Below are 23582 nucleotides of genomic sequence, written 5' to 3' on the forward strand. Positions count from 1 at the left end.
ACCGCCGAAATCTCGCTTCTCCCCTTTGCTTCGCCCGGCCCCGCGCATACGTCGCCGTAACGGGTGTTGCAGGCGCGCAGCACCCGCCCCACATGCGTTACCGGGAGGATACGGACATGAACGACATCACGCTGCTCGATGGCGGGCTGGGGCAGGAATTACTGCGCCGCTCGGGCGACGCGCCGACGCATATGTGGTCCACCCGCCTGATGATCGACCATCCCGATCTGGTGCGCGCGGTTCACGCGGATTTCTTCGCCGCCGGCGCGCAGATCGCCACCGCCAACACCTACGCGCTGCACCGCGACCGGCTGCAGGGCACACCCTATGAAGACAGCCTCGACGCGCTCTATGCCGCCGCGCTGACGGCGGCAGAGACGGCGCGCGCGGATCATGGGTCGGGCCGCATCGCCGGCGCGCTCGGGCCGCTCAACGGCAGCTACCGCCCCGACGCGCATCCCGATCTCGCCACCGCGCGGCCGCTTTACGCGGAATGCGCCGAACGGATGGCGGGCCGCGTCGATCTGGTGATCTGCGAAACCGTCGCCTCGCTGACCCATGCGCGCGCCGCCCTTCAGGGCGCGCAGGCCGCCGGCGTCCCGGTCTGGCTGGCGATCACCGTCGATGACGAGGACGGCACGCGCCTGCGCTCCGGCGAGGCGGTGGCCGATGTCGTCGAGATCGCCCGATCCGAGGGTGCCGAGGCGGTGCTCGCCAATTGCTCGGTCCCGGAATCGATGCCCGCGGCGCTGGCCGCGCTGACCGCATCACACCTGCCGACCGGCGCCTATGCCAACGCCTTCACCCGGATCACCCCGGAGTTCCGCCGCGCCGGCGCCTCCGTCGACGCGCTGCAGGCGCGCGAGGATCTCGGGCCGGAGCGCTACGCGGAGCATGCGATGAGCTGGGTCGCGCAGGGCGCCCGCATCGTCGGCGGCTGCTGCGAGACCGGGCCCGACCACATCGCGGCCATTGCGCAGCACCTCGCCGCGCGCCGTGTCGCCGCGGTGTCGTGATCCGCTGGCGGCGGGCACACGATGCTGCGCGGCCGCTGCGCGAAAGCGCGCTTGCCTCGGGCGGCGCGCATCTTGGGCCGCTGGGATCGGCGCTGTTGATGGCGGTGTCCGGCGACATGCTGCGCCTGTGCAAGGATACCTTCCTCGCGCCCGTCGTGGCCGGTGACCGTCGCCCCGATCCCTGCAGCGCCAAGCCGGGTGAGACGTTCGACACGTCCCGCCTGATCAGGAAGCCGGACGCGTCCCCGATCTAACCGGCCGATCTCGTGCGCTTCGCCAAGCGGCCCGACCCGGCCGGATGATCCCGCGATGACGTCTCGCGGCGGCGCGCTGGCAGTCACGGACTGCCCAAGCCATGGCCACCCGCGGCTGCCCCTGCACGGATTTCGGCCGATCGGCCACAATCCCGTGATCGCAAACCCTAAAGGGCTACTCAAACGCCCCGCGGGATGGCATGCTTATCCACAGGGTTCGACGAACAAGACCCACGGGGCAGACGACATGGCAAAGAAGACACGCACCTCTCTCATTCTCGCACAGGCGGCCTTCATCAGCCTGATGGCGGTCATCGGCGCCTACGGCGACAGCGACCGCGACAAGGCCTGCCCGCTGCCGGCCGCGGGCGCGCATCACTGCGCGGCAGCCGGCAATCGCTGAGCGCGGCCAACGGCGGGCCCCGGCGGCGGCCAATGTGTACGCAACCCGCATACACGGGGTACACGCTGTACGCTAGCGCCGCGCCTCCTCGATCGCCGGGCGGATCGTGTTTTCGAGAATGCTGTCCGTGATCGGCCCGGCGAAACGCAGCACGATTTCGCCCTGACCGTCAATCACGTAGGTCTCGGGCACCCCGTAAAGGCCCCAGTCCAGCGCCATGCGCCCCTTCACATCCGCCCCGAGCGCGGCATAGGGATTCCCGAGATTCTCGAGAAATCCCAATGCGTTACCCGGCTTATCCTTGTAGTTGACCCCGTAGATGGTGACCCCCTCGTCGGCCAGGTCTTCGAGGTTGGGATGCTCGACCCGGCAGGGCGCGCACCAGCTTGCCCAGTAATTGACCAGCGATACATCCCCGTCGCGCAAATCCTTGTCCGTAAAGGGTTTCCCTTCGCCCAACGGCGTCAGCGCCACCTCCGGCGCCTGTTTCCCGGCCAACGCCGAGGGCAGCTCGTCGGGGTTGTCGCGCCCCAGCCCGACAAGCGCCAGCCCCGCGAACCCGGCGAAGATCACCAGCGGGGCCAGCATCAACGGCGACACCTTAGCCATTGGTTTTCACTTTCGATTCAACGTCCTGAAGCTCTTTCTTCACGCGCCGCGCGCGGCGCAGGCTCAGCAGGATGATGGCCGCCAGCAGCACCAGCGAGACCGCGTAGGACGACAGCACCGTTTCCGTGTATTTGCCAAGATCCGGCATCATGCCTGCCCCATCCTTTCCCGCGCCAGCAATGCGCGCATGCGCCGCGCCCGGATCTCGGTCCGCGTGCGTACCAGCACCAAGGCTATGAAAAGTAACGCAAACGCCGTCATGCTGACGTAAAGCGGCAGCTTGAAGGTCATCGCCATCCGCTCGCCGGGCGCCACCGACAGCGACGCGCCCTGGTGCAGGCCCTGGTTCCAGAAGTTGACCGCGTAGCGGCTGAGCAACGCGAAGACCGACCCGACAAGGCACAGGATCGAGGTGAGATCGGCGGCGGTGTCATCGTTCTCGATCGCCTCCCATAGGGCTATGTAGCCGAGATAAAAGAGAAAAAGGATGAGGAACGAGGTCAGGCGCGGATCCCAGACCCACCATGTCCCCCAGATCGGCTGGCCCCAGATCGCCCCGGTCAGCAGTGCGATCACCGTCATGACCATCCCCACCGGCGCCGCCGCCCGCGCCGCCAATGCGCTGACATGATGCCGACGGATGATCCAGATCAGCGAGCAGACCAGCATCATCAGCCACGCATTGATCGCCATCAGGGCCGCGGGCACATGCAGGTACACGATCTTGACCGTGGCGCCCTGCCGGTAGTCGTCGGGCGTGAAGAAGAACCCCCAGACCAGCCCCACGACCAGCGTCACCGCCGCCAGCCATGCCACCCAAGGCAGCACAATGTCGGTCGTTTGCAGGAACTTGCGGGGGTTGGCATATTCCCACAGTGAATTGCGGCTCATCCCGTCTCCTTTGGTCGTCGCAGATCTGTCATCTCAGGTTGACCTTCAATACCGCAGCCGAGGCGAAAGGCAAAAGGGCGATCGTGCCGCAGGTGATCCCCGCCAGCAGAACCAGCGGCGTCGTGGTCTCCAACCCCTCGGCCCCGCGCCGGGCAACTTCCGCCCCGAAGATCAATGTAGGCACGTAAAGCGGCAGCACAAGCAGACTGAGAAGCAGCCCGCCGCGCTTCAACCCGACTGTCAGCGCCGCGCCGAACGTGCCGATCACGCTGAGCGCCGGGGTGCCGAGGACGAGCGACAGCGTCAGCCAGGCAAAGCCCGGCCCCGGCAGGTTCAGAAGCACGCCCAGCACGGGGGCCGCCAGAACCAGCGGCAGGCCCGTGGTCAGCCAGTGCGCCAGCGACTTGACCGCGACCAGCCCTTCCATGGGCAGGGGCGAGGTCGCCAGCAGGTCGAGGCTGCCATCCTCCCAGTCGAGCGCGAAGATCCGGTCGAGCGACAAGAGGCAGGCCAGCAGCGCGCCGATCCACAGGATGCCCGGTGCAATCGTCGCGAGGGTCGCGGCCTGCGGGCCGATGCCGAAGGGCACGAGCACCACGACGATCAGGAAGAATGACAGCCCGAGGCCGAAGCCCCCACCCGCGCGCATCGCCAGCCGCATGTCGCGGACCAGCAGCGCGATCACAGGAACGCCCCGTCGAAATCGTTCATATCCAGGGGCTTGGCGCGGTAACCCGCGACATCCAGCACCTGCGCCTCGGGCAGGCCAAGGTCGATATGCGTGGCGATCAGCGCCAGCCCGCCGGTCGTCAGATGCGCGCGCATGACGGCGACGAACATCGCCACCGCGTCCACGTCCAGCGACACGGTCGGCTCGTCCAGCACCCAGATCGTCCGTCCCGTCACCAGCAGCCGCGCAAGCCCCAGCCGCCGCTTCTGCCCGGCCGAAAGGGCGCCCGCGACACGACCCGCAAGCGGCGTCAGGTCGAACGCGTCGAGGGCTGCGGAAATGTCACTGTTGCCAAAGGCCTGCGCCCAGAAGCTGAGGTTCTCGGCGACGCTCAGCGTGGGCTTGATGCCGTCCGCATGGCCGGCATAGACGAGGCTGTCCTCGGGCACCGACACCGTACCACGAAGCGGCGGTTGCAGCCCGGCGATGGTGCGCAGCAGCGTGGTCTTGCCGATGCCGTTGGGCCCGCGCAGCACCAGCGCCTGCCCCGCCTCCAGCGTCAGGCTCAGCCCCTCCAGCACGGGAATGCCGCCGCGCGCGACGCCCAGATCGGTGATGGTCAATGTCATGCGCCCTGCTCTACCCCAAGGACCCGGGCACGAAAAGCGCCAAACCCGCCGCCATGTTCAGACCGGCAGGGCGGCCACCGCGACACGGCGGCCTTCCGACAAGAGCACGTTGTAGGTGCGGCAGGCGGCGGGCGAGCTCATGACCTCAACGCCGATCCCGGCCTCTTCCAGAATGTTCCGCAGGTCGGTGGGAATATGTGCCGTCTCGGCGCCTGTGCCCATGAAGATGACGTCTACCTCCTCCAGCAGCCCCAACAGGGGTGCACTGTCGTCGTAGCCGCCCCAGCTGCGGGCCCATGCGACGGTCACCAGGATCGGGCCTTCCAAGACCTCGCCGGCGACGCGGAAGAAGCCCGGGCCGTAGCCGTCGATCGGCGTGGCCCCGGCAAAGGTGATCTCGGTCAGTTGCATGGCGTGGCTCCTTCGGACGTACGGTTTCCGCGCGGGCGCGGCCCTCGCCTGACATGTGTCGCAGACCGCCCCCGCGTTCAAGGCGATCCCGCCCATTGCGCCGGCATTTGGGGTTTGACCGCCTTCGTGGCTTGGGGCATGACCGCGCCATGGCAAAGCCCGCATCCTTCTCCTGCACGGCCTGTGGTGCCGCGCATACCCGCTGGTCGGGTCGCTGCGACGCCTGCGGCGCGTGGAACACGATTCAGGAAGATGTGCCGCTGTCGACCGGCCCCAAGGGCAAGACGCTGGGGGGCAAGCGCGGCGCGCAACTGGCGCTCACCGATCTCGCGACGCAAGAGGCCCCGCCGCCGCGCACCTGTTCGGGCATCGGCGAGCTGGACCGCGTTCTTGGCGGCGGGCTTGTGCCGTCAAGCGCGATCCTCGTGGGCGGCGATCCCGGCATCGGCAAGTCCACGCTGCTGTTGCAGGCCGCCGCGCGATTCGCCGAGGCGGGCCTGCGGACCTTTTACGTGTCGGGCGAGGAGGCCAGTGCGCAGGTGCGGATGCGCGCGCAGCGCCTCGGGCTGGAGAACGCGTCGGTGAAGCTTGCCGCGGCCACCTCGCTGCGCGACATCCTGACCACGCTCGAGACCGAGAAACCAGATCTGGTGATCATCGACTCGGTCCAGACCATCTGGTCGGACACGGTCGAGGCGGCGCCCGGCAGCGTGTCACAGGTCCGCGCCGCGGCGCACGAGCTGACCCGCTTTGCCAAGCGTTTCGGCACCTGCGTCGTCCTGGTGGGCCATGTCACCAAGGACGGCCAGATCGCCGGCCCCCGCGTGGTCGAGCACATGGTCGATTGCGTGCTCTATTTCGAGGGCGAGCGCGGGCACCAGTTCCGCATCCTGCGTAGCGTCAAGAACCGCTTCGGGCCTGCCGACGAGATCGGGGTGTTCGAGATGACCGGCGCCGGTCTGGCCGAGGTCGCCAACCCGTCGGAGCTGTTCCTGTCGGGGCGCGGCGCGCCCTCGCCCGGCTCGGTGGTGTTCTCGGGCATCGAAGGCACGCGGCCCGTGCTGGTCGAGATGCAGGCGCTGGTGGCGCCCACACCGCATGCGCAGCCCCGCCGCGCGGTCGTGGGCTGGGATGGGGCGCGCCTCGCCATGATCCTCGCGGTGCTCGAGGCGCGCTGCGGCATTCCGTTTGCAGGGCTCGACGTCTATCTCAACGTCGCGGGCGGCCTGCGGATTTCCGAACCGGCCGCCGACCTCGCGGTCGCGGCAGCACTGCTGAGCGCGCGCGAGGATACCGCCCTGCCGGCGGAGACGGTGATTTTCGGGGAAATCAGCCTGTCTGGCGCACTGCGCCCGGTGGGGCAGACCGAAAACAGGTTGAAAGAGGCGCAAAAACTTGGTTTCACCTCGGCCATCATTCCCTCGGGCGGCAAGACCGGCGAGGAATGCGGGCTGAGCCTCACCCGGATGGGCGATCTGACCGCGTTCGTGGGTGACATTTTCGGCGCAGGCTAGGCGCGCCCTATCGGGACGGGACAAGACAACATGCAGGGTTTCACCATCATCGACGGTGCCGTGGCGCTGTTCATCATAGTATCGGCGCTGCTGGCCTACTCGCGCGGCTTCGTGCGCGAAGGGCTGGCCATCGCGGGGTGGATCTTCGCGGGTGTCGTCGCCTTCATCTTTGCCCCGCAGGTCGAACCGCTGGTCAAGGAAGTGCCGGTCGTGGGCGATTTCATCGCCGACAGTTGCGAGCTTGCGATGATCGCCGCCTTCGCCGCGGTGTTCGCCGTCGCCCTGATCGTGGCGTCACTGATCACGCCGCTCTTTTCGTCGCTGGTGCAACGCTCTGTTCTGGGCGGGGTCGACCAGGGGCTGGGGTTCGTGTTCGGCGTGGCGCGCGGCGTGTTGCTGATCGCGATCGCCTATTTCGTTTATGACACCGTGATGGGCGCGCAATCTGTTGAGATGATCGACGAGAGCCGCTCGGCCCGGGTTTTCGACCAGCTCACCGGCCGGATCGAGGACGAGAACCCCGAACAGGCGCTCGGCTGGATCACCCGCCAATACGAGCAGCTGATCGGCGCATGCGAGGCCCCGCAGGAGTGACGCTGCGCCACGATCACGACCGGATGATAGTTTCGTGACATATCGCCGGCAAGCACCTATGTAGGCGCCACGCGACAACATCAGGATTCGGAGCTGCCACTCTTGTCCACCGAAATGCCCCCCGCCCACCCGTTCGACGATGACACGCTGCGGGAGGAATGCGGCGTTTATGGCGTCCTCGGCCTTCCGGATGCGGCGAATTTCGTCGCCCTAGGGCTGCACGCCCTGCAGCATCGCGGCCAAGAGGCCGGCGGCATCGTCAGCCACGACTCGGAACTCGGGTTCAACAGCGCGCGCCGCTTTGGCTACGTGCGCGACAACTTCACCCGTCAAAGCCTGATGGAAACGTTGCCCGGGCCGCTGGCCATCGGGCATGTGCGCTATTCCACGTCCGGTGCGAAGGGGCCCACGCAGATGCGTGACGTGCAGCCCTTCTTCGGCGAGTTCTCGATGGGCGGGGCCGCCATCGCGCATAACGGCAACATCACCAATGCCGACGCGCTGCGCCGCGAACTGATCGAGCGCGGCTCAATCTTCCAGTCGGGATCCGACAGCGAATGCATCATCCACCTGATGGCCCGCTCGCTGCAACGCACCATCCCCGAGCGGATGGAGGACGCGCTGCGCCGGGTCGAGGGGGCGTTCTCGATCGTGGCGATGACCCGGACCAAGCTGATCGGCGTGCGCGACCCGCTTGGCGTGCGTCCGCTGGTGCTGGGCCAGCTTGGCGAGGGCTGGGTGCTGGCATCCGAGACCTGTGCGCTCGACATCCTCGGCGCGCGCTTCGTGCGCGAGGTGGCACCGGGCGAGATGGTCGTGATCTCGGAAAAGGACGGTGTCGAAAGCCATTTCCCCTTCCGGCCCCGGCCCTCGCGCTTTTGCATCTTCGAGCATGTCTATTTCTCGCGTCCCGATTCGATCATCGGCGGGCGCTCTGTCTACGAGACCCGGCACCAGATCGGCGCGGAACTGGCGCGCGAGGCGCCCGTCGACGCGGATCTCGTCTGCCCCGTCCCCGATAGCGGCACGCCAGCCGCGATCGGTTACAGCCATGAATCGGGCATCCCCTTCGCCATGGGGATCATCCGAAACCAATACGTGGGCCGCACCTTCATCGAGCCCACCGAGCAGATCCGCAACATGGGCGTGCGCCTGAAGCTGAACGTCAATCGCGCCCTGATCGAGGGGAAGCGCGTCATCCTCGTCGATGACAGCGTCGTGCGCGGCACCACCAGCCGCAAGATCAAGGAAATGATCCTAGATGCCGGCGCGGCCGAGGTGCATTTCCGCATTGCCTCGCCGCCCACATGCTGGCCCTGCTTCTACGGCGTGGACACGCCGCAGCGCGAGAAACTGCTTGCGGCAAGCATGTCCGAGGAAGAGATGCGCGCGCATCTCAACGTCGACAGCCTGCGCTTCGTCTCGCTCGACGGGCTCTACCGCGCGGTCGGCGTGCCCGGCGGCCGCGACAACGAGCGCCCGCAATACTGNTCTACCGCGCGGTCGGCGTGCCCGGCGGCCGCGACAACGAGCGCCCGCAATACTGCGATGCCTGCTTTTCCGGCGATTATCCCGTGACCCCCTCGGACCAGATCGAGAAGGGCTTCCAGATGAAAGCCGCCGAGTAATCTCGGACCCTCTCAAATTCGTTGAAAATGTACCGCAATTCGCGGTAAAGTTGTGTTACGCTCGTTACACGAGATTAAGGCCTTTTCGACGACCGGGAAGGCGGGTAGAGGCGTTCCTGTCTAGGAAGGGCAAGAAAGTTTCATGGAGAACCGGATACAGATACCCGCCGCCACCCGCGCGGCGGCCACTCACAGGGCCACGGCGCAAAGCGGTCGGTTGGCGCTTTTGGGGACCTTGCATGGCCCGTCCGTGGGGCGAGCCCTGTTCCGCTACCTGGGCAAGACGCATGTCCTCGAAGTCGGGGACACCCTCGACCGCGCGACCGTGGTCGCGATCGGCGAGGCGGTGGTCGTCCTCCGCCGCGGCGGCCGGACCGAGCGGCTGACGCTGCCCGACACGGGTGACAGACGGTAACAACGAAAAAAGGCCGCGCGCGGATCTACCGGGCGCGGCCTGTTGTCATGCATGTTGGCCGGTGTCAGCCGCGCCGGCGCTCGAGCGCTTTCCAGCCTCCCCAGACGACCATCGCCGCGATCACCGCCTTGACGGCATCGCCCAGCAAAAACGGCGCCATCCAGTGCGCCCAGAGATCCGGCGCGCTGGTGCCCATGACCGCCGCGGGCCATGCAAGCCCCGGCACGTATAGCAGCGCCGACACGCCGATGCCGCACAGCGCCGTCGAGACGATCCCGCGGGCAAGACCCTTCTCCACTGCCAGCCCGGCCAGCCACGCCATGCCGACATAGCCGTAGAGGAAACCCGCGGTCGGCCCCACCAGTGACGCGGTGCTCATGCCGCCGGCAAAAACCGGCAGGCCCATGGCGCCCTCGGCCAGATAGGCCAGCACCGCCGCCGCCCCAAGCCGCGACCCAAGCGTCAGCCCCACAAGCAGCACTGCCAGCGTCGACAGGGTCATCGGGACCGGAAAGAACGGCACGGCCACCTGCGCGGCAAGCGCGATCAGCAAGGACCCCGTCAGCACGAGCCCCGCCTTGCGCAGCAAACTGTCATGGCCGGTCACGGCCTTTGTGAGAACTCTGTCGCGCGTCATGTCGCGTCCCTCCTTGATGCATATTCAGGCCACAGTTTTTTGCTGCGCTGCGACGAAAGTCAAGCGATTGTCCTTGAAACACGCCGTCCACGGTGGGATTTGCATATCATGACCCAAGATGACGCCCTTCCCCTCGCGCTCGTGACCGGGGCCTCGCGCGGCCTCGGCGCCGCCATGGCCGAGGCGCTGGCGCCCACGCATCACGTCGTAGCCGTGGCGCGCACCACCGGCGCGCTCGAAGAGCTGGACGACCGCATCCAGGCGAAGGGCGGGCACGCGACGCTGGCACCGATGGACATCACCGACGCGCACAAGCTGGCGCAGCTTTGCCGGGCGATCCATGACCGCTGGGGCGGGCTGGCGATCTGGGTGCACGGCGCGGTGCATGCGGCCCCGCTGACACCCGCCGCGCACCTGGCAGAGGGCGACTGGGCCAAATCCGTGGCCTGCAACGTCACCGCCATGGGTACGCTCATTCCGTTCATCGCGCCGCTTCTGGGCGATCGCGGCCAGGCGCTGTTCTTCGACGACCCGAACGTGGGAGCCAAGTTCTTCGGCAGCTACGGCGCCACGAAGGCCGCGCAGATCGCCCTCGCGCGCAGCTGGCAGGCCGAAAGCGTCCGCACCGGACCGCGCATCCATATCCTGACACCGGCGCCGATGCCGACCGCGACCCGCGCGCGGTTCTTTCCCGGCGAGGACCCCGCCACGCTCTCCCATCCGCGCGACGAGGCGGCGCGCCTTCTGGCGCTGCTCTAGCGGGGCCCCGCGCGACTTGCCCCTCATGCAGTGCGCCGCTAGACAGGGGCCGAAAACCAATTGGCGGGGCACGGGCGCATGCGCATTCTGATCACAAATGACGACGGCATCAACGCGCCGGGCCTCGCGGTCCTGTCCGAGATAGCCACCGCGCTTGCCGGGGACGCGGGCGAGGTCTGGACCGTCGCGCCGGCCTTCGAGCAGTCGGGCGTCGGCCATTGCATCTCTTACACGCGCCCCATGATGATCTCGAAGATGGCCGAGCGCCGCTACGCCGCCGAGGGCAGCCCCGCCGATTGCATTCTTGCCGGCCTGCATGACGTGATGAAGGACGCGCGCCCCGACCTGGTGCTGTCGGGCGTCAATCGCGGCAACAACGCGGCAGAGAACGTGGTCTATTCCGGCACGGTCGGCGCCGCGATGGAAGCCGCCCTTCAGGGCGTGCCGGCCGTCGCGCTCAGCCAGTATTACGGGCCGGACAATCGCGATCTCGAAGACACCTTCGACGCCGCCCGCGTGCACGGCCTTGCCACCTTGCAGCGCCTGCTCGACAAGGGCGTCTGGAGCCATGACGATTACGGCATTTTCTACAACATCAACTTTCCGCCCGTGCCCGCCTCTGGGGTCAAGGGCCTGCGCGCCGCGCGCCAGGGGTTCCGCCGTGACATGGGGTTCGGCGTGCAGCCCCACACGGCGCCCTCGGGGCGGCGGTTCCTGTGGGTGACGGGCGCGCCGCAACACGAACCGACAAGCCCCGGCTCCGACGCGGATGTGAACCTGCAGGGCTACATTTCCGTGACGCCGATGCGGGCCGATCTTACCGCGCATGACGCGCTGGAGGCGCTGAAGGCCATCGAATGACAGACACTGATCCCGATAACGCGGAACGCAAGATGCAGTTCCTCTTCGCGCTGCGCTCGAAGGGTGTAACGGATGCGCGGGTGCTGACGGCGATGGAGAAGATCGACCGCGCGCCGTTCATCCGCGGCTATTTCAACGACCGCGCCTACGAGGACATGCCGCTGCCCATTGCCTGCGGCCAGACCATCAGCCAGCCCTCGGTGGTGGGGCTGATGACCCAGGCGCTCAAGGTCAGCAGCCGCGATAAGGTGCTCGAGGTCGGCACCGGCTCGGGCTACCAAGCGGCGATCCTCAGCCAGCTCGCGCGGCGCGTCTACACCGTGGATCGCCACCGGCGGCTGGTGAACGAGGCGACGGAGGTGTTCCGCAAGCTGGACCTGACCAACATCACGGCGATCGTTGGCGATGGCAGCTTCGGCTTGCCCGACCAGGCCCCGTTCGACAAGATCATCCTCACCGCCGCGGCCGAGGATGCGCCCGGGCCGCTCTTGGCACAGTTGAAGGAGGGCGGTATCATGGTACTGCCAGTCGGCCAGTCGGATGCCGTGCAACGCCTGATCCGCGTCACCCGGAACGAAAGCGGGTACGAATACGACGAATTGCTGCCCGTCCGCTTCGTGCCGCTGGTCGAGGGGCTGGGGCGTGACGGCTGACGGCAGGCACCGGATGACCCCGGCGCAGGACGGGGCGCGGGCCGCAAGAACGAGGCAGGACAGAGGATGATCGAGATGCGCCACCTTCCCCGAAACCTCGCGGTCTGCACGGGCCTTGGCCTCGCGCTGGCGGGCTGTGACCGGCCCGTGGACTCGGACCTGCGCGGCGCGTTCGGCGATGCCCCCAGCACGACCCAGGCGGCGCGCGCGGCCGAGGCCGGGCGGCCGGAGCCGGACGAACGCGGCATCATCTCTTATCCCGGCTACCAGGTGGCCGTGGCCCGGCGGGGCGACACTCTGGCCCGGCTTGCCACGCGGATCGGCGCTGATGCGCGGGAACTGGCGCGCTACAACGGCATCCAGACCGGCGACCCCCTCCGCGCGGGCGAGATCGTCGCCCTGCCAAGCCGCGTCCCCGAACCAGCGGGTGGCCCGATAAAGTCGCCCGACGGCGTGGATATCGACAGCCTCGCCGGCGAGGCGATACGCCGGGCGGATCGGCAGCAGGTCGAGACATCGCGTCTTGAACCCAGCAAACCGCGCACCGGGGTCGAGCCCGTCCGCCACAAGGTCGAACGCGGCGAGACGGCGTTCAGCATCGCGCGGCTCTACGACGTGCCGATCCGGACCCTGGCGGAGTGGAACGGCCTGGGCCCGGATTTCTCCGTCCGCGAGGGACAGTTCCTGTTGATCCCGGCGGCGAACACGCCCCGCGACGCCGGCCGCGAGACCGAAACCACGGGAGATGTCGCGCCGCCCGGCAGCGGATCGCCCTCGCCGACCCCGCCAAGCGCCTCGAAACCCCTGCCCGAGGAGGACACGCAGCCCGCCTCGGCCCCGACAGAAGCGGTCGCGGCGCCCGATCTCGGCGCCGATCAGGGCCGGGAAGGCGCCTCGCGGATGGTCGTGCCGGTCGAGGGCGACATCGTCCGCGATTACGCCAAGGGCCGCAATGACGGCATCGACATCGCCGCCACGCCGGGGCGCGCCGTCAACGCCGCCGATGCCGGCACCGTGGCGGCCATCACCGAGGATACCAACGGCGTGCCGATCATCGTGATCAAGCATGACGGCAACCTGCTGACGGTCTATTCCAACGTCGCAGGCGTGGCCGTGGAAAAAGGCGACACCGTCTCACGCGGCCAGAAGATTGCCGAGATCCGGCGCGACGGATCCGCAGTGCTGCATTTCGAGGTGCGTGACGGGTTCGACAGCGTCGATCCGGGGAGGTACCTGAACCCGTCCTGACGCGCCCCGAAATCGGGGCGCTTACCGTGCCTGCGGTGGCGGGGCCGCGCAATGCGCGCCCGACGCCGCAAGGCCCGAGCCGAGCGCCAGCATCGGCGGCGCAGTGTAGGGGTTGAGCGGCGTCGATTGCGCCAGGTCAAGAGCGATCACCGCGCCTGCCCCGAGCATCACCAGAAGCGTGACATGCCGGCGGATCATCGCCGCGCCTCCAGCCCCAGCAGGGGCCGCAGCCGGATCCCGGCCCAGGAGCCCGTGAAGGCAGCGATGAACCACACCCAGCCATGCACAGACCCGGTGCCGATCCCGCTGAAGAACGCGCCGATATTGCAGCCGAAGGCCAGCCGCGAACTGTAGCCCAGCACCAAACCCGCCACGATCACCGAAAGCCACGCCCGCGCCGGCAGCTTGCCCACCGGCGAGGCGAGGCCCGCGCGCCACCACGCTACCAGCGCCGCGCCGCCGATCAGCCCCAGATCGGTCAGCGAGGTGATATCAGTCAGAAGGCTCGCCTCTACCCGCGCGGCATTGCCGGGGGCCGCCCAGAAGGTCGAGCCCGAGAGATCGCCGCCGACAGCCACCACGCCCTTTGCAACCCACAGCCCAAGACCGTATACCACGCCCCAGGGCTGGCCCGCGACCACGAGATGCAGGATCGCCAGCCCCGCCAGCACCACGATCGCGCCCACGTAGCGGGGTGGCATCTTGAACGCGCCCTTCGCCCTAAGCAGATAGGCCAGGCCCGAAAACGCGGCGAGACCCGCAAGCGTGACCATCAACCCGTTCGCACCGGACAGCGTCATCATGGGAAGGCTGCCGATAGAGGTCCACCAAGACAGGTGATACGCCCCGGCGAAACTGCCGATCGCGAAAAAGGGCAGCGCCACTGCGCCCACGGCATTGCCGCTGCCTGCATTGACCAGAGTGCCCGACCCGCAGCCAAGCACCACCTGCATCGCCGCGCCGAACAGGAACGCGCCGCCTATCATCGCCACGCCGACCGGGGCATGCGCGCCCTTCAGCTCTGCCGGGTTCGCCGCCAGCAGCGGAAACGCGGCAATCGCGACGATCCCGATGCACACAAGCTGCGCGATCAGGCCCGACGGATCACGCTGAAGGATCATCCGCCGCCACGGCCCGGTAAAGCCAAAGCGGAACCCTTCGAGCGCCAGCCCGAAGCCCAGCCCGATCAGCAGAAGCAACCCGTAACGCGGCCCGGCCACGAGGGCGGCGGCCAGCACCGACGCCGCAACGAGCAGTAGGACCAGCGCGCGCGACAGACGACCGGGCGCGGTCGGCGCAGAGGCCGTGATGTTTGACGCGGTGCTCATCGCCTGCCTCGAATACTTGGGCCGTCAGTAACGGCCGAAGATCTTGTTGTAGAGGTTCTCGAAGAGGCCGGGGACGTTGGCCATCTCGTAGCCCGCGTTCGACCAGCCGACGACGGATTCCGGGTAGAGGCGCACATCCTCGATGCCCGCGACCTCGCTCAGCGCGAACCAGTTGGTCGCGGCCCAGTGGCCGGTGTTGCAGAACGACACGAGGCTGTCATCGGGCCCGAACCCGTTCTCGGCGGCGAGTTGACGGATGAGCTCGGGCTTGATGCGTGCGGGCTCGTCGCCGCCGAACCAGCGGTCGTGCGTGAAATAGCGCGATTGCGGCAGGGTACCTGGCTGCGCCGCAGCGCCGTGCTTGGTCTGGCCTTTCCAGAACGCCTCGGGGCGCGCATCGACCAGCTGCGCGTTCTCTTCGCCGTCGACGATGGCTTTCACATCCTCGCGGGTGGCCAGCCATTGATCCGAGTAGCTGACCGTGATCTCGCTCGGAGTGATCTCGGGGGCCGGTCCGGTCGCGATCTCTTGTCCGGCCTCGGTCCAACCGTTCATGCCGCCGTTGAGAATGGCGAGCGGGCTGACACCGCTGGTCTTCAGCGTCCAGTAGACGCGCGCGGCGGCCCCGAAATCGGTCTGGTCGGTGCCCTGATGGACCACCACGACGGGCGTGTCGGTCTTGATCCCGAGGCCGCGCAGCACTTCGGTCATGTGTCCTTCCGAGACCAGCTGCCCGGGGTTGTCCGAGGGGCCGCGAAAGAGGCCGTAGGGCGCATTCAGCGCGCCCGGCACATGGCCCTCGCGATACGTCTCGGCGCTGCGGATATCGAGCACCGTGGGCTCGGTCATCGTCATCGCCGCGCGCAGGTCGGAAGGCTCAACAAGCGGGCCAAGCTCTGCCTCGGCCACGGCCGGCACGATGGCCGTCGCTGCCGCAATGCAGGTGGCGCGTAATGTCATCAACATGTCGGGATCCTTTATCCATGCAACCGATCTGGGACCGGTACATAGCTTCCCGTCGCCCGGGCAACAAGCGTCGCCGGAACGGGGTCACACCCTTTTGAGGGCGTGTCGGATCCGGCTCAGTTCAGGGTGAATTCCCCGACAACGTTGCGCCACTCGCCGGCGGCGACCAGCTTGCGATGCGTGAAGCGCACCGAATGCAGCGGCCCCTCGATCTCGCGCTGCCAGAACTCGACGAATTCGAACAGCTTGGGGTGATCCGGCGCAAGGTCGTAATCCTGCCAGAGGTAGCTGTTGAGCACGCTTTGATGGTCGGGCATCCGGTAGAAGAATTCCGCCGTGGTCAGCCCGTATCCCTTGAGCATCAGTTCGGTTTCAGAGGTCTCCATGTATCACTCCTTTCAGACTTGCCCCTCGATGATGCCGGAAAGAAATTACTTTTCAATGAAAACAAAGTGTTACCACTCACCCCTTGCGGCTGATAAAGGCGGTCGATCTGGGCCATTGCACCCTATGTCGTGGCTCTGATAAGGTTTGTCGACAAGATATTGCGCCAGATCACAGGACGGTAAAAAACGTGAGCGATACGCCTCAACCCCCTGACATGACAGACGAAAACCCGCCCGAATACGACGGGCCGCAGGTTTCCATCACGCATGAGATGAAGACCTCGTATCTCGATTACGCGATGAGCGTGATCGTCAGCCGCGCGATCCCCGATCTGCGCGACGGCCTGAAACCTGTGCACCGGCGCATTCTCTACGCGATGCACGAGGGCGGCAACACGCATGACAAGCCCTACCGCAAGTCGGCGCGCGCCGTGGGCGACGTGATGGGCAAGTACCACCCGCATGGCGATTCGGCGATCTATGACGCGCTGGTGCGAATGGCGCAGGATTTCTCAATGTCGCTGCCGCTTCTCGACGGGCAGGGCAATTTCGGCTCGATGGATGGCGATAACGCCGCCGCCATGCGCTATACCGAGGTGCGCATGGACAAGCCGGCCTCGTACCTGCTGGCCGATATCGAGAAGGATACCGTCGAATTCCAGGAAAATTACGACGGCAAGGACCGTGAGCCGACGGTGCTGCCCGCGCGCTTCCCAAACATGCTGGTCAACGGCGCGGGCGGCATTGCCGTGGGCATGGCCACCAATATCCCGCCGCACAACCTTGGCGAGGTAATCGAGGCCGCGCTGGCGCTGATCGACGATCCCGATCTCGAAAGCGCCGATCTCATCCGCTACGTGCCGGGGCCCGATTTCCCGACGGGCGGGATCATGCTGGGCCGGTCCGGCGCGCGCAAGGCGTATCTCGAAGGGCGCGGCAGCGTCGTCATCCGCGCCAAGACCCGCACCGAGGAATTGCGCAAGGACCGCTTCGCCATCATCATCGACGAGGTCCCCTACCAGGTCAACAAGGCCACGATGATCGAGAAGATCGCCGAGGCTGCGCGCGAAAAGCGGATCGAGGGGATTGCGCATGTGCAGGACGAAAGCGACCGCACCGGCGTGCGCGTCGTGATCGAGCTGAAGCGCGACGCGACCCCGGACGTGGTGCTCAACCAACTGTTCCGCTTCACCCCGATGCAGACCTCCTTCGGCTGCAACATGCTGGCGCTCAACGGCGGCAAGCCAGAGCAGCTGACCCTGCACCGCTTCCTGTCGCTCTTCGTGCAGTTCCGCGAAGAGGTCGTCGCGCGGCGCACCGCGCATGATCTGCGCAAGGCCCGCGAGCGCGCGCATGTGCTGTGCGGTCTGGCCGTGGCCGTCAGCAATGTCGACGAGGTCGTCGCGACGATCCGGTCCTCGGCCGATGCCGCCGAGGCGCGGGAAAAGCTGATGACCCGGCGCTGGCCGGCGGGCGATATCCTCGAATACATCGCGCTGATCGACGATCCCACGCATCCCGCCAACGACGACGGCACCTACAACCTGTCGGAAACGCAAGCCCGCGCGATCCTCGATCTCCGGCTGCAGCGCCTCACGCAGCTTGGCGTCCGCGAGGTGACCGACGAGCTGCGCGAGCTTGCCGGCAAGATCAAGGATTACCTCGCCATCCTCGCCAGCCGCGAGCGGATCATGCAGATCATCTCGGACGAGCTGCGCGAGGTGCGCGACCAGTTCGCGGTGCCGCGCCGCACCGAGATCATCGACTGGGCCGGCGACCTCGAGGACGAGGACCTGATCGAGCGTGAGGAGATGGTCGTGACAGTCACCGAGGCCGGATACATCAAGCGCACCGCACTGGCCGATTTCCGGTCGCAGAAACGCGGCGGCAAGGGCCTGTCGGGCATGGCGACCAAGGACGAGGACGTGGTCACCACCCTGTTCGTGGCCAACACCCACACCCCGCTTCTGGTCTTCACCACCGAGGGCATGGTCTACAAGCTGAAGACCTGGCGGCTGCCCCTGGGCGGACGCACCTCGCGCGGCAAGGCGATGGTCAATATCCTGCCCATCCCGACGGGTGTCTCGATCGCCGCGATCATGCCGGTGGACCGTCCCGAGGCGGACTGGACCGACCTGCAGATCGTCTTTGCCACCTCGGCGGGCGACGTGCGCCGCAACGCGCTTTCGGATTTCACCAATGTCATGCGCAACGGCAAGATCGCAATGGACCTGCCCGAGGGCGTGGAACTGGTCAATGCGCGCATCTGTTCTCCGTCCGAGGACGTGATGCTGACCACCAATTCAGGGCGCGCCATCCGCTTTCCGGTGACCGATGTGCGGGTCTTCAAGGGCCGCAAGTCGACCGGCGTGCGCGGCGTGCGCCTGCAGGGCGCCGATCGCGTGGTGTCGATGTCGGTGATCGCCCATTTCGAGGCGAGCGCGGATGAACGCGCGGCCTATCTCAAGATGCGCCGCGCCGCCGCCGGCGCCCCCGAAGAGGACGGCACCGACGACGAGAGCGGCGTCGAGACGGCGATCACGCCCGCGCGGTTCGAGGAAATGCGCGCCGCCGAGACGCTGATCCTGACGATCACCGCGCGCGGCACCGGCAAGCTGTCTTCGAGCCATGACTACCCGGTGCGCGGCCGCGGCGGCATGGGGGTGGCCGCCATGGACCGCGCGATGCGCGGCGGGCCGATCGTCGCGTCCTTCCCTGTCGCACAGGAGGACCAGATCATGCTCGCCACCTCGCGCGGGCAGTCGATCCGCGTGCCGGTGATGGGGATCTCGTTCCGCTCGCGCGGCGCGGGCGGGGTGAAGGTGTTCAACACCGGCGCCGGCGAAGAGGTCGTCTCGGTCGCGTGGATCGCCGAGCCTTCGGACGAGGAAGCGCCCCTGCAGGACTGACACCTGCCCGGGCTTGGCATCTTCAACCGGGTCGCGCCGGGGCGCGTGGTTCAATCGCCGATCGCCTCGTCGGCGTCGGAATTTTCCATCCACTGCGCGAGGATGCTGCGCAGCAGCGCGACATCGCGGGTTTCTATCGCCTCCGACAGAGACCGCAGCGCCTTGGCCAGCTCGATCTCCGACAGGTGGCCTTCCTGCGCGCGCAGGATGTGGGGATGCGGCGTCGTCAGCATGTCCGAGCCGATCAGCAGTTCCTCGTGTAGTTTCTCGCCTGGCCGCAGGCCGGTGATCTCTATGGCGATATCGCCGTCGGGATTATCCGCGTCGCGCAGGCTGTACCCCGACGCCTCGATCATCCGGCGCGCGATGTCGCGGATCTTCACGGGGGTCCCCATGTCGAGCACGAAGACATCGCCGTCGCGCGCGAAGGTGCCGGCCAGCAGCACCAGCCGCACGGCCTCGGGGATGGTCATGAAATAGCGGGTGACCTCGGGATCGGTCAGCGTCACCGGCCCGCCGCGGGCGATCTGGTCGGCGAATGTGGGAATGACCGACCCCGACGATCCCAGCACGTTGCCGAAGCGCACCATGGAAAACCGCGTGTACTGCGACCGCGTGGCGAGATCCTGCACGATCATCTCGGCAAAGCGTTTCGACGCGCCCATCACCGAGGTCGGACGCACCGCCTTGTCGGTGGAGACGAGGATGAACCGCTCCACCCCGGCCTCGCGCGCGGCGTTGGCGACGGTACGCGTGCCGATGACATTGTTGCGCATGCCCTCGATGGCGTTGGATTCCACCAACGGAACGTGCTTGTAGGCGGCAGCGTGCAGCACGACGTCGATCTTCTTGGCGCTCATCAGGACGTTCACGAGGGCCGCGTCGCAGACAGAGCCAAGGATCGGGATGATGTCCAGATCTGGGTGGAGGGTACGCAACTCGCGCTCGATCTCGAACAGCACATGCTCGCCATGATCCATCAGGATCAGCGTCTCGGGATCACAGCACGCCAGTTGTCGGCACAGCTCCGACCCGATGGATCCGCCCGCCCCGGTGACAAGGATGCGTCGCCCGGTATAGATGCCGGTGATACCGGGCAGATCGCCTTCGACCGCCTCGCGCCCCAGCAGCGTGGCGGGGTCGACCGGGCGTTTCTCGAAAAGGGTGCGCGCGTTGCTGGTCACGAGGTCCGCGAAGGATGGCAGGGCATGGATCTCGCAGCCCGTGCCCTGCAGATCGCGTGCGACCCGCTCGCGCCGCCCTTTGGTCGCACCCGGCATGGCGAGGACGATCCGGCGGATACGGTGCCCTGCGACCAGCGTGTCGATATCGTCGGCTGCGTGCACGCGCAGCCCGGCGATGGTTCGACCGTGCAGGCGCGGGTCGTCGTCGACAAGGGCGACGGGCCGGACCCTGTCATCGCTCGCAAGCGCCGCGGCCAGTTGCTGCCCGGTCTGCCCCGCGCCGTAGATCAGGACGTGGGTGCGGGGATGCTGCGTGTGCGGATGGTCGTTCGTCATTGCATCGCGCGCCATCGACATGGCCCCTGCCAGACCCGACCGCAGGTTATGGAAGAGCTTGTGAAACAACCGGGGCTCCGTTGGTGGCGGCATGGGCGTTTGGCACTTGCCCCCGGGTATAGAGCCGCGCGCGCCCTGCGCGCAATCATCCTCACCGTCTTTTGAGGAAGTCGCGCGTCGGGCCACGATACGCGCATCGCGCCGGACCACGCTCATCCGGGCGGCTCCAGCCTGTGCCAGTCCGCGATCATCTGCGCCGGTGTGCAACACCGGATCGCTCCCGGCAGCGTCCGCTCGACCCGCGCGGTCTCGACCGAGACGCAAGGCTGCGCCCCGGTCGGCGCGGCGCGCCACACGACAGAACGCCCCGCGGCCCGCGCAAGATCGGCCATCGCCACGGGCTGCGATGTCGCGACATTCATGACCCCGGGCAGGTGATCTTCGGGCAGGCACATCAGGGCGGCAAACACCCGCGCCAGATCGCCGGGGGCGACATAGCTGCGGCATGGCCCGGTGCCATCCCCGAAGCGGTCCAGCGTTACCGGGCGCGTCGGGTCGCGCAAGGACGCGGCGAGGCTGTCGGCCCCCACGACATTCGCCACGCGCAGGATGACATGATGTGGGCCGGGGCGCGGCAGATCCGCGATCGTCCGCTCCATCTCCAGCTTCGCGGCACCATAGGCGTTGACCGGGGCGGGCATCCGCGTTTCCGCCATCCGCGTGCCGGGGCCGTAGACCGCCGTCGAGGACAGGTGGATCACGCGCCCAGCCCCGCAGGCCTTGGCCAGCCGCAACGCGTCATGCACCAGCACGCTGTTCTGCGCAAGCGTCGAGGCGTCGCCGGATGTCTTGCCCCAGAGCGCGAGGACCGTCCCGCAGCGCGGCAGGTCCGGGACGTCATCCTCGGGCGACCAGACGATATCCGCGGGCGGCCGCCTGGCGCACCAGATCGGGGCGACCCCATGGTCGTGGCGCCATGCGGCCCGCAGGAACCAGGCGACACGGGCGTTGGCCCCGGTCACCAGGCAGCGCGAGAACGGTGGATGGGTAATCACGGCAGTTCCCGGACTGGATGAAGGGTGACAATCATTCCCCCTATCCATACAGCCCTCGCGACCAAACCGGAACCGGTGCGTTCCGGCAGCGGATGGTTGATTCTCGCCATTCCCCGAATTCGCAATTGCCAAACGATCCGTCCCGCGCCAAGTCATGCCCCACGTTGTGTCAATTCAAAGGAGACTGTCGATGGCGGACCCGAAACTGTTGCTGATGTCGGGATCATTGCGAAAAGGATCCTACAACCGGATGCTGATCATCCTCGCCGCGCGCGCTTTCGGAAGCGCCGAGGTGACCGAGGGAGACCTCGACCTGCCGCTCTACAATGGCGATGTCGAAGAGGTCGAGGGCGTGCCGGAGAAGGTGCACACACTCGTCGAGCAGATAAAGGCCGCCGACGCGATCGTCATCGGCGCGCCCGAATACAACAAGGGCATCACCGGCGTTCTGAAGAACGCGCTCGACTGGATCAGCCGCACGCCCGGCTGGGCATTGAAGGACAAGCCGACGGTCGTGGTCTCGGCCTCGGCGGGCCGCACCGGGGGCGAGACGTCGCAGTTCATGACCCAGCACTGCCTGTCGCAGCACCAGGCGCGACTGATCCCCGGCCCGGCGGTCTGCGTCGCCGGCGCGATGGATGCCTTCGACGAGGAGGGCCGCCTGCTGGACGAGACTGCGCAGAAGCTGCTCAACAAGCGCATGCAGCGGCTGCGCGAAGAGATCGCCTGACGCCAGTCCCGGGCCGCCCTGCCGAGGCGGCCCGGCGCATCTTCGACTACCGCCCTTCGAGCTTGCACCACGCAGGCCGGCGATGTAAACGCGGCGCACCTTTCGCAGCATGCATGAACCGCGCAGCCTCTCGTGGACGGGTCGCGAAAGGGTTGGCCCGCCTTTGAAATGCGCCTTGATATAAATGGAGACGACATGCCGCTTTATGAGCATGTGATGATCGCGCGTCAGGACCTGTCCAGCGCGCAGGCCGAAGCCCTGATCGAACATTTCGGCACCGTGTTGACCGACAATGGCGGAACACTCGTGGACAGCGAGTATTGGGGCGTCAAGACGATGGCCTACAAGATCAACAAGAACCGCAAGGGCCACTACGCCTTTATGCGCACCGATGCCCCGGCACCGGCCGTTCAGGAGATGGAGCGCCTTATGCGCCTGCACGACGACGTGATGCGGGTATTGACCATCAAGGTCGATGCCCACGAGACCGGCCCATCCGTGCAGATGCAAAAGCGAGAGGAACGCGGCGAACGTGGCGAACGCCGCGAGCGCCGTTGATCCATAACCTGAAGAAAGGACGATAAGCCATGGCAACCAAACCATTCTTCCGCCGTCGCAAGGTTTGCCCCTTCTCGGGGGATAACGCGCCCAAGATCGACTACAAGGACACGCGCCTGCTGCAGCGTTACATTTCCGAGCGCGGCAAGATCGTGCCCTCGCGGATCACCGCCGTGTCGGCCAAGAAGCAGCGCGAACTGTCGCGGGCGATCAAGCGCGCGCGCTTCCTCGCCCTGCTGCCCTACGCCGTGAAATAAGGAGACGAGAGCATGCAAGTGATCCTTCTGGAACGCGTGGCCAAGCTTGGCCAGATGGGCGAGGTCGTCGACGTCAAGCCGGGCTACGCGCGCAACTACCTGTTGCGGCAGGGCAAGGCGCTGTCGGCCTCGGCGCAGAACATCGCCGATTTCGAAGCCCGCAAGGCGCAGCTCGAGGCGGAAAACCTCGAGAGCCGCAAGGAGGCCGAGGCGATGGCCAGACAGCTCGACGGCAAGCAGTTCACGGTGATTCGCCAGGCATCCGACAGTGGCTCGCTCTACGGGTCGGTCAGCACACGTGACGCCGCCGATGCCGCCACGGAGAACGGCTTCACCCTCGACCGCAAGCAGGTCGCTCTGAGCCGTCCGATCAAGGAGTTGGGGCTGCACGACGTGATCGTCACCCTGCATCCCGAGGTCGAGGCCCGGATCCAGCTGAACGTGGCGCGCACCGAGAACGAGGCCGAGCTGCAAGCCTCGGGCAAGTCCATCCAGGACGCTGCCGCCGAAGAGGAAGAGGCCGCCGATTTCGAGATCGCCGAGCTGTTCGAGGATATCGGCGCCGCGGCCGAGGACGACGATAACCTCTCGGAGGTTATCGAGGACCCCGACACCAAGCGTCGTTCCGACGAAAACTGAGCGTCGTTACGAAGGGAGGGGAACGACTAGGCAACCGCACGC

At 67.0% G+C, this 23582-nt stretch carries 28 protein-coding genes and 1 pseudogene; 16 read left to right on the forward strand and 13 right to left on the reverse strand.

The window, feature by feature from the left end; all coding sequences use genetic code 11:
- Positions 1-116 precede the first annotated feature (116 nt).
- From V8324_RS08080 to V8324_RS08090, 3 genes are all read left to right on the forward strand, one after another.
- Positions 117-1016 carry a homocysteine S-methyltransferase family protein gene (locus V8324_RS08080; RefSeq protein ID WP_336419422.1) on the forward strand — a complete coding sequence of 300 codons (900 nt, stop codon included), beginning with the start codon at positions 117-119 and terminating at the stop codon, positions 1014-1016.
- Entirely contained in the window at positions 1013-1270 is a 258-nt protein-coding gene (locus V8324_RS08085; protein ID WP_336419423.1) for a hypothetical protein, read from the forward strand. Before V8324_RS08080 ends, V8324_RS08085 begins: the two co-directional genes overlap by 4 nt.
- Before the next feature lie 247 nt (positions 1271-1517).
- Positions 1518-1673 carry a hypothetical protein gene (locus tag V8324_RS08090; RefSeq protein WP_336419424.1) on the forward strand — a complete coding sequence of 52 codons (156 nt, stop codon included), beginning with the start codon at positions 1518-1520 and terminating at the stop codon, positions 1671-1673.
- Positions 1674-1745: 72 nt separating this feature from the next.
- Here the strand turns inward: V8324_RS08090 and V8324_RS08095 are convergent, their stop codons facing one another.
- The 6 genes from V8324_RS08095 to V8324_RS08120 are packed head-to-tail and all read right to left on the reverse strand — an operon-like array spanning position 1746 to position 4883.
- Positions 1746-2282: a DsbE family thiol:disulfide interchange protein gene (locus tag V8324_RS08095; RefSeq protein WP_336419425.1), complete on the reverse strand. Its 537-nt coding sequence runs from the start codon at positions 2280-2282 to the stop codon at positions 1746-1748.
- On the reverse strand, positions 2275-2433 hold the full coding sequence (gene ccmD / locus V8324_RS08100) for a heme exporter protein CcmD (protein WP_336419426.1): 159 nt from the start codon (positions 2431-2433) through the stop codon (positions 2275-2277). The genes V8324_RS08095 and ccmD overlap by 8 nt, the downstream gene beginning before the upstream one ends.
- The gene (locus V8324_RS08105; RefSeq protein WP_336419427.1) at positions 2430-3173 is read right to left on the reverse strand and encodes a heme ABC transporter permease; all 744 of its coding nucleotides are present in this window, start codon (positions 3171-3173) and stop codon (positions 2430-2432) included. The genes ccmD and V8324_RS08105 overlap by 4 nt, the downstream gene beginning before the upstream one ends.
- Positions 3174-3201: 28 nt before the next feature.
- A complete protein-coding gene (gene ccmB / locus V8324_RS08110) occupies positions 3202-3858 on the reverse strand; it encodes a heme exporter protein CcmB (RefSeq protein ID WP_336419428.1) in 657 nt (218 codons plus the stop codon).
- Complete coding sequence (ccmA, locus tag V8324_RS08115; protein ID WP_336419429.1) at positions 3855-4472, reverse strand: heme ABC exporter ATP-binding protein CcmA; 618 nt, start codon at positions 4470-4472, stop codon at positions 3855-3857. Before ccmA ends, ccmB begins: the two co-directional genes overlap by 4 nt.
- A 57-nt stretch (positions 4473-4529) precedes the next feature.
- Positions 4530-4883 carry an Mth938-like domain-containing protein gene (locus V8324_RS08120; RefSeq protein WP_336419430.1) on the reverse strand — a complete coding sequence of 118 codons (354 nt, stop codon included), beginning with the start codon at positions 4881-4883 and terminating at the stop codon, positions 4530-4532.
- Between the two features lie 149 nt (positions 4884-5032).
- On the opposite strand from V8324_RS08120, the gene radA reads away from it, so the two are divergent.
- The 4 genes and pseudogenes from radA (at position 5033) to V8324_RS08140 (ending at position 9034) form a co-directional block, all read left to right on the forward strand.
- Complete coding sequence (gene radA / locus V8324_RS08125; RefSeq protein ID WP_336419431.1) at positions 5033-6397, forward strand: DNA repair protein RadA; 1365 nt, start codon at positions 5033-5035, stop codon at positions 6395-6397.
- A gap of 30 nt (positions 6398-6427) precedes the next feature.
- Positions 6428-6991: a CvpA family protein gene (locus V8324_RS08130; protein ID WP_336419432.1), complete on the forward strand. Its 564-nt coding sequence runs from the start codon at positions 6428-6430 to the stop codon at positions 6989-6991.
- A gap of 114 nt (positions 6992-7105) precedes the next feature.
- A pseudogene (gene purF, locus V8324_RS08135) lies at positions 7106-8619 on the forward strand (amidophosphoribosyltransferase).
- A 142-nt stretch (positions 8620-8761) separates the two neighbouring features.
- On the forward strand, positions 8762-9034 hold the full coding sequence (locus V8324_RS08140; protein WP_336419433.1) for a type II secretion system protein N: 273 nt from the start codon (positions 8762-8764) through the stop codon (positions 9032-9034).
- 64 nt (positions 9035-9098) lie between these two features.
- Here the strand turns inward: V8324_RS08140 and V8324_RS08145 are convergent, their stop codons facing one another.
- Positions 9099-9671 carry a biotin transporter BioY gene (locus V8324_RS08145; protein ID WP_336419434.1) on the reverse strand — a complete coding sequence of 191 codons (573 nt, stop codon included), beginning with the start codon at positions 9669-9671 and terminating at the stop codon, positions 9099-9101.
- A gap of 108 nt (positions 9672-9779) precedes the next feature.
- Here V8324_RS08145 and V8324_RS08150 point away from each other — a divergent pair, with 108 nt between their 5' ends.
- From V8324_RS08150 to V8324_RS08165, 4 genes are all read left to right on the forward strand, one after another.
- Positions 9780-10430, forward strand: a complete 651-nt coding sequence (locus V8324_RS08150; RefSeq protein WP_336419435.1) for an SDR family NAD(P)-dependent oxidoreductase — start codon at positions 9780-9782, stop codon at positions 10428-10430.
- Between the two features lie 78 nt (positions 10431-10508).
- On the forward strand, positions 10509-11291 hold the full coding sequence (surE, locus tag V8324_RS08155; RefSeq protein ID WP_336419436.1) for a 5'/3'-nucleotidase SurE: 783 nt from the start codon (positions 10509-10511) through the stop codon (positions 11289-11291).
- Positions 11288-11944, forward strand: coding sequence for a protein-L-isoaspartate(D-aspartate) O-methyltransferase (locus V8324_RS08160; protein WP_336419437.1), 657 nt, complete (start codon positions 11288-11290; stop codon positions 11942-11944). The genes surE and V8324_RS08160 overlap by 4 nt, the downstream gene beginning before the upstream one ends.
- A 66-nt stretch (positions 11945-12010) precedes the next feature.
- Positions 12011-13192, forward strand: a complete 1182-nt coding sequence (locus tag V8324_RS08165) for a peptidoglycan DD-metalloendopeptidase family protein (protein ID WP_442970488.1) — start codon at positions 12011-12013, stop codon at positions 13190-13192.
- Positions 13193-13213: 21 nt separating this feature from the next.
- Here the strand turns inward: V8324_RS08165 and V8324_RS08170 are convergent, their stop codons facing one another.
- The 4 genes from V8324_RS08170 to V8324_RS08185 all read right to left on the reverse strand — a co-directional run bounded on the left by V8324_RS08170 (position 13214) and on the right by V8324_RS08185 (position 15872).
- On the reverse strand, positions 13214-13390 hold the full coding sequence (locus tag V8324_RS08170; protein WP_336419439.1) for a hypothetical protein: 177 nt from the start codon (positions 13388-13390) through the stop codon (positions 13214-13216).
- Positions 13387-14520, reverse strand: coding sequence for a YeeE/YedE family protein (locus V8324_RS08175; RefSeq protein WP_336419440.1), 1134 nt, complete (start codon positions 14518-14520; stop codon positions 13387-13389). The genes V8324_RS08170 and V8324_RS08175 overlap by 4 nt, the downstream gene beginning before the upstream one ends.
- A gap of 24 nt (positions 14521-14544) precedes the next feature.
- Positions 14545-15486 carry a sulfurtransferase gene (locus V8324_RS08180; protein WP_336419441.1) on the reverse strand — a complete coding sequence of 314 codons (942 nt, stop codon included), beginning with the start codon at positions 15484-15486 and terminating at the stop codon, positions 14545-14547.
- Positions 15487-15602: 116 nt separating this feature from the next.
- Positions 15603-15872, reverse strand: coding sequence for an usg protein (locus V8324_RS08185; RefSeq protein ID WP_336419442.1), 270 nt, complete (start codon positions 15870-15872; stop codon positions 15603-15605).
- A gap of 215 nt (positions 15873-16087) precedes the next feature.
- On the opposite strand from V8324_RS08185, the gene gyrA reads away from it, so the two are divergent.
- Positions 16088-18781 carry a DNA gyrase subunit A gene (gene gyrA, locus V8324_RS08190; RefSeq protein ID WP_336419443.1) on the forward strand — a complete coding sequence of 898 codons (2694 nt, stop codon included), beginning with the start codon at positions 16088-16090 and terminating at the stop codon, positions 18779-18781.
- Between the two features lie 50 nt (positions 18782-18831).
- Here the strand turns inward: gyrA and V8324_RS08195 are convergent, their stop codons facing one another.
- The gene (locus V8324_RS08195; RefSeq protein WP_442970490.1) at positions 18832-20316 is read right to left on the reverse strand and encodes a polysaccharide biosynthesis protein; all 1485 of its coding nucleotides are present in this window, start codon (positions 20314-20316) and stop codon (positions 18832-18834) included.
- Between the two features lie 197 nt (positions 20317-20513).
- Positions 20514-21356: an NAD-dependent epimerase/dehydratase family protein gene (locus tag V8324_RS08200; protein ID WP_336419445.1), complete on the reverse strand. Its 843-nt coding sequence runs from the start codon at positions 21354-21356 to the stop codon at positions 20514-20516.
- Positions 21357-21546: 190 nt separating this feature from the next.
- Between V8324_RS08200 and V8324_RS08205 the strand changes: the two genes are divergently transcribed.
- The 4 genes from V8324_RS08205 (at position 21547) to rplI (ending at position 23540) form a co-directional block, all read left to right on the forward strand.
- Positions 21547-22086, forward strand: coding sequence for an NADPH-dependent FMN reductase (locus tag V8324_RS08205; protein ID WP_336419446.1), 540 nt, complete (start codon positions 21547-21549; stop codon positions 22084-22086).
- 195 nt (positions 22087-22281) lie between these two features.
- Positions 22282-22644 carry a 30S ribosomal protein S6 gene (gene rpsF, locus V8324_RS08210; protein ID WP_336419447.1) on the forward strand — a complete coding sequence of 121 codons (363 nt, stop codon included), beginning with the start codon at positions 22282-22284 and terminating at the stop codon, positions 22642-22644.
- A gap of 29 nt (positions 22645-22673) precedes the next feature.
- Entirely contained in the window at positions 22674-22901 is a 228-nt protein-coding gene (gene rpsR / locus V8324_RS08215) for a 30S ribosomal protein S18 (protein ID WP_085525039.1), read from the forward strand.
- 12 nt (positions 22902-22913) lie between these two features.
- Entirely contained in the window at positions 22914-23540 is a 627-nt protein-coding gene (rplI, locus tag V8324_RS08220) for a 50S ribosomal protein L9 (protein WP_336419448.1), read from the forward strand.
- Positions 23541-23582: the final 42 nt, after the last annotated feature.

The sequence above is a fragment of the Roseovarius sp. D22-M7 genome, from assembly GCF_037083785.1.
Lineage (GTDB): Bacteria > Pseudomonadota > Alphaproteobacteria > Rhodobacterales > Rhodobacteraceae > Roseovarius.

Coding starts and splice junctions, on each gene's coding strand:
- V8324_RS08080 (WP_336419422.1), top strand. CDS start 117: ATGAACGACATCACGCTGCTCGATGGCGGGCTGGGGCAGGAATTACTG.
- V8324_RS08090 (WP_336419424.1), top strand. CDS start 1,518: ATGGCAAAGAAGACACGCACCTCTCTCATTCTCGCACAGGCGGCCTTC.
- V8324_RS08095 (WP_336419425.1), bottom strand. CDS start 2,282: ATGGCTAAGGTGTCGCCGTTGATGCTGGCCCCGCTGGTGATCTTCGCC.
- ccmD (WP_336419426.1), bottom strand. CDS start 2,433: ATGATGCCGGATCTTGGCAAATACACGGAAACGGTGCTGTCGTCCTAC.
- V8324_RS08105 (WP_336419427.1), bottom strand. CDS start 3,173: ATGAGCCGCAATTCACTGTGGGAATATGCCAACCCCCGCAAGTTCCTG.
- ccmA (WP_336419429.1), bottom strand. CDS start 4,472: ATGACATTGACCATCACCGATCTGGGCGTCGCGCGCGGCGGCATTCCC.
- V8324_RS08120 (WP_336419430.1), bottom strand. CDS start 4,883: ATGCAACTGACCGAGATCACCTTTGCCGGGGCCACGCCGATCGACGGC.
- radA (WP_336419431.1), top strand. CDS start 5,033: ATGGCAAAGCCCGCATCCTTCTCCTGCACGGCCTGTGGTGCCGCGCAT.
- V8324_RS08130 (WP_336419432.1), top strand. CDS start 6,428: ATGCAGGGTTTCACCATCATCGACGGTGCCGTGGCGCTGTTCATCATA.
- V8324_RS08140 (WP_336419433.1), top strand. CDS start 8,762: ATGGAGAACCGGATACAGATACCCGCCGCCACCCGCGCGGCGGCCACT.
- V8324_RS08145 (WP_336419434.1), bottom strand. CDS start 9,671: ATGACGCGCGACAGAGTTCTCACAAAGGCCGTGACCGGCCATGACAGT.
- V8324_RS08150 (WP_336419435.1), top strand. CDS start 9,780: ATGACCCAAGATGACGCCCTTCCCCTCGCGCTCGTGACCGGGGCCTCG.
- surE (WP_336419436.1), top strand. CDS start 10,509: ATGCGCATTCTGATCACAAATGACGACGGCATCAACGCGCCGGGCCTC.
- V8324_RS08160 (WP_336419437.1), top strand. CDS start 11,288: ATGACAGACACTGATCCCGATAACGCGGAACGCAAGATGCAGTTCCTC.
- V8324_RS08165 (WP_442970488.1), top strand. CDS start 12,011: ATGATCGAGATGCGCCACCTTCCCCGAAACCTCGCGGTCTGCACGGGC.
- V8324_RS08170 (WP_336419439.1), bottom strand. CDS start 13,390: ATGATCCGCCGGCATGTCACGCTTCTGGTGATGCTCGGGGCAGGCGCG.
- V8324_RS08175 (WP_336419440.1), bottom strand. CDS start 14,520: ATGAGCACCGCGTCAAACATCACGGCCTCTGCGCCGACCGCGCCCGGT.
- V8324_RS08180 (WP_336419441.1), bottom strand. CDS start 15,486: ATGTTGATGACATTACGCGCCACCTGCATTGCGGCAGCGACGGCCATC.
- V8324_RS08185 (WP_336419442.1), bottom strand. CDS start 15,872: ATGGAGACCTCTGAAACCGAACTGATGCTCAAGGGATACGGGCTGACC.
- gyrA (WP_336419443.1), top strand. CDS start 16,088: ATGACAGACGAAAACCCGCCCGAATACGACGGGCCGCAGGTTTCCATC.
- V8324_RS08195 (WP_442970490.1), bottom strand. CDS start 20,316: ATGGCGCGCGATGCAATGACGAACGACCATCCGCACACGCAGCATCCC.
- V8324_RS08205 (WP_336419446.1), top strand. CDS start 21,547: ATGGCGGACCCGAAACTGTTGCTGATGTCGGGATCATTGCGAAAAGGA.
- rpsF (WP_336419447.1), top strand. CDS start 22,282: ATGCCGCTTTATGAGCATGTGATGATCGCGCGTCAGGACCTGTCCAGC.
- rpsR (WP_085525039.1), top strand. CDS start 22,674: ATGGCAACCAAACCATTCTTCCGCCGTCGCAAGGTTTGCCCCTTCTCG.
- rplI (WP_336419448.1), top strand. CDS start 22,914: ATGCAAGTGATCCTTCTGGAACGCGTGGCCAAGCTTGGCCAGATGGGC.